Consider the following 2,588-nt stretch of genomic DNA (forward strand, 5'->3'; position numbering starts at 1 on the left):
GCCTTGGCGAACTGGTCGCCCTGACCGGCGAGCGAGCCGAGGACGGTGTTGAGGTTGACCACGACCTGCCCGATCAGCTGATCCCGGTCGGCCAGCGCACCGGTCAGCGCCGCGGTCTGCGTCAAGAACGAGCCGATGGAGTCGCCCTGACCTTGGAACGCGGAGATCAGCTCACCGGAGAGGGCGTTGACTTGGTTGGGGTCCAGCGCGCGGAAGAGCGGCCGGAAACCGCCGATCAGCGCATCCAGGTCCAATGCAGGGGCGGTCCGGTCCAACCCGATGGTGGCACCCGCAGTCAGCTTGCGGGTCCCACCGGCTCCTTCCAGGAGTTCGAGGTACCGTCCGCCGATCACGTTGTCATACCGGATGGCGGCCTTGCTGCCTTCGGTGAGGACGACGGTGTCGTTGGCACTGAACTGCACCGACGCGGTTCCATCGGCGTTGACCGAGATGTGGGCGACTTTGCCTACTTCGACGCCTGCGGCACGGACGAAGTTTCCGTTCGCGAGCCCGCTGACGTTGCTGAAGATCGCCGTGTAGGTCTTGCCGTCGTCGAAGCGGAACTGGGCATAGACCGCCAACAGAGCGAAGGTGCCCAGCAGACACACCACCACGAAGACGGCGAGCCGCGCGACGGCGCCCGACAAGTTGTCTTTCACGGTGTCCTCTCCTGAGTTGGGACTGCGGACTGGGGTTCGTTCATGGTGACGGTGCCGCCGGTACCGGCAGCGATGTAGCCGGCGGATTGGGTTGCAGCTCTGCCGGATTGGGCACCACGAAGGGTTCGGAACCCGACGGCGGCGGGCCTGGTTCACGCGGTGGCATCGGCGGGGGAGCCGGTGGCTCGCCGGGATAGAGCGGTGTGCCATCGGGGCCGTACATCGGCGCCCCGTAGGGCGGTGCACCCGGATACGGAATCGGGCCGGGTGCCGGGCCCCTGTCCTGTCCCCGCAGGGTCGGTGGTTGGGGTATTCCCCGGGTCACCGGGAAGAGGTCGGTGTAGAACGGGCGCCCGATCCCGGGGTTGGGCCGGATGTCGACCCCGGTGCCCCACCCGGTATTGGTGACCAAATCGCGCACGGGGAAGTTCTTCGCGACATCGGGCAGCGACCCGCAGCTCGGCTTGCCGCCCGGGCCGCCCTTGGCCGCGACGATCGGCAGGTTGTCCGGGTAGCGGTACTGGTCATCACCAAACAGCAACGCTGCGTCGACGATGAGCGATTTGCCGTTGTCGCCGCCGAACATTCGGTAGTAGACGGTGTCGAGCAGCGTCTTGGCGCCCACCAGCATGCAGGTGTACTCGGGGTTGTACTTGGCCAACAGCGCCGTCGTCGACTGAAGATCATTGATCGACCGGATGAAGTTGTCCCGATTCGGCGCGAGCAGGTTGACACCGCTGTTGGCGAAGCCGGTGATGTTGAGCAGCAACGAGTCCAGTTGTTTGGACTGCCGGGAAATGGTGGTGCTGGTGGTGCTGGCCGCGTCCAGGACGGCCAGGATGTGGTTCGCCGCAGCACTGTAGGTGTCGGCGAAACCCTTCAGGGAGTGGAAGTCTGCGCGGATCGTCTCCGAGCGTGGATTCAGTGCCAGCAGAACCTCGTTGAGCCCGGTGGTAGCTTCACCGATGCGCTGGCCCTGACCACGGACGCCCTCGGCCAAGGCGGACAGGATGGCGTTGAGCTTCGCGGGGTCGATCTGGTTGAGGAGACCCACCAGGTTCTCGAACACCGTGTTGACTTCGGTGCTGACGTTGTCCGACCTCAGTACCGCTCCCGAGACCAGCCGCTGCGGGCTGGGGTCGCTGGGGTAGAGCAACTCGACGTACTTGGCACCGAAGATGGTGGTGGCCTGGATGCGGGCCGCCACGTTGGCCGGAATGAACTTGATCTGATCGGGAAACAGGTTCAGCTTCAAACTGACTGGGGTCTTGCCGCCGGTGATCGTGCCGACCTCGCCGACCTGCACACCCCGCAACTTGACCTTGGCGCCCACCTCCATCACCAATCCAGCCCGGTCGGAAACCAGGGTCACCGGGACGAAGGAGGTGAAGGTCTTGTTGAACGCGCCCATGGTCGCGTAGACGAACGCAATGATCACCACGAACAGCGCGAGCGCCGACCACCGCTGGGACGCCCGGCTCTCACCCCGCTCTGTCGCCGCCATCCTCAACCCGCAAAGTCGAAGTGACCGGTCTGACCGTAAATGGCCAGCGAAACGAACAGCACCACGACCGACGCGGTGATCATCGAGGTCCGCACCGCCCGGCCGACGGCCTCACCGACCCCGGCCGGACCACCCGAGGCCGCGTACCCGTTATAGGTGTGCACCAGCATGATCACCACGGCCATCACGAGCGCCAAGACGAACGACCACAGCAGATCGTCCGTGGACAGGAACGTGTAGAAGTAGTGGTCGTAGACGCCGGTCGACTGCCCGTAGTAGACGGTGGTGCCGAAGCGGGCGGCGAAGAACGACGCCATCACCGCCACGCAGTACACGGGGATGACCACCACCACGCCAGCGACCACCCGAGTCGATGCCAGATACGCCACCGAGCGGATACCCATGACTTCGAGGGCATCGATCTC

The 2,588-nt window shown here is 65.1% G+C and carries 3 protein-coding genes; all 3 read right to left on the minus strand.

Features of this window, described 5'->3' with window-relative positions:
* Positions 1 to 659: MCE family protein (locus QOC69_RS22310; RefSeq protein WP_526443646.1), on the minus strand; the 659-nt coding region annotated here is incomplete at its 3' end.
* A gap of 40 nt (positions 660 to 699) precedes the next feature.
* Positions 700 to 2,163 (minus strand): MCE family protein, encoded by a 1,464-nt coding sequence (locus QOC69_RS22315; RefSeq protein ID WP_526443648.1) that lies wholly within the window; start codon positions 2,161 to 2,163, stop codon positions 700 to 702.
* 2 nt (positions 2,164 to 2,165) lie between these two features.
* Positions 2,166 to 2,588 (minus strand): MlaE family ABC transporter permease (locus tag QOC69_RS22320; RefSeq protein ID WP_526443650.1); only part of this gene is annotated, 423 nt, incomplete at its 5' end.

It is taken from the genome of Mycobacterium sp., from assembly GCF_032162105.1.
Taxonomy (GTDB): domain Bacteria; phylum Actinomycetota; class Actinomycetes; order Mycobacteriales; family Mycobacteriaceae; genus Mycobacterium.

Bases quoted from the DNA above. Each gene is read 5' to 3' on its own strand.
- QOC69_RS22315 (WP_526443648.1), bottom strand. From the start codon at position 2,163: ATGGCGGCGACAGAGCGGGGTGAGAGCCGGGCGTCCCAGCGGTGGTCG.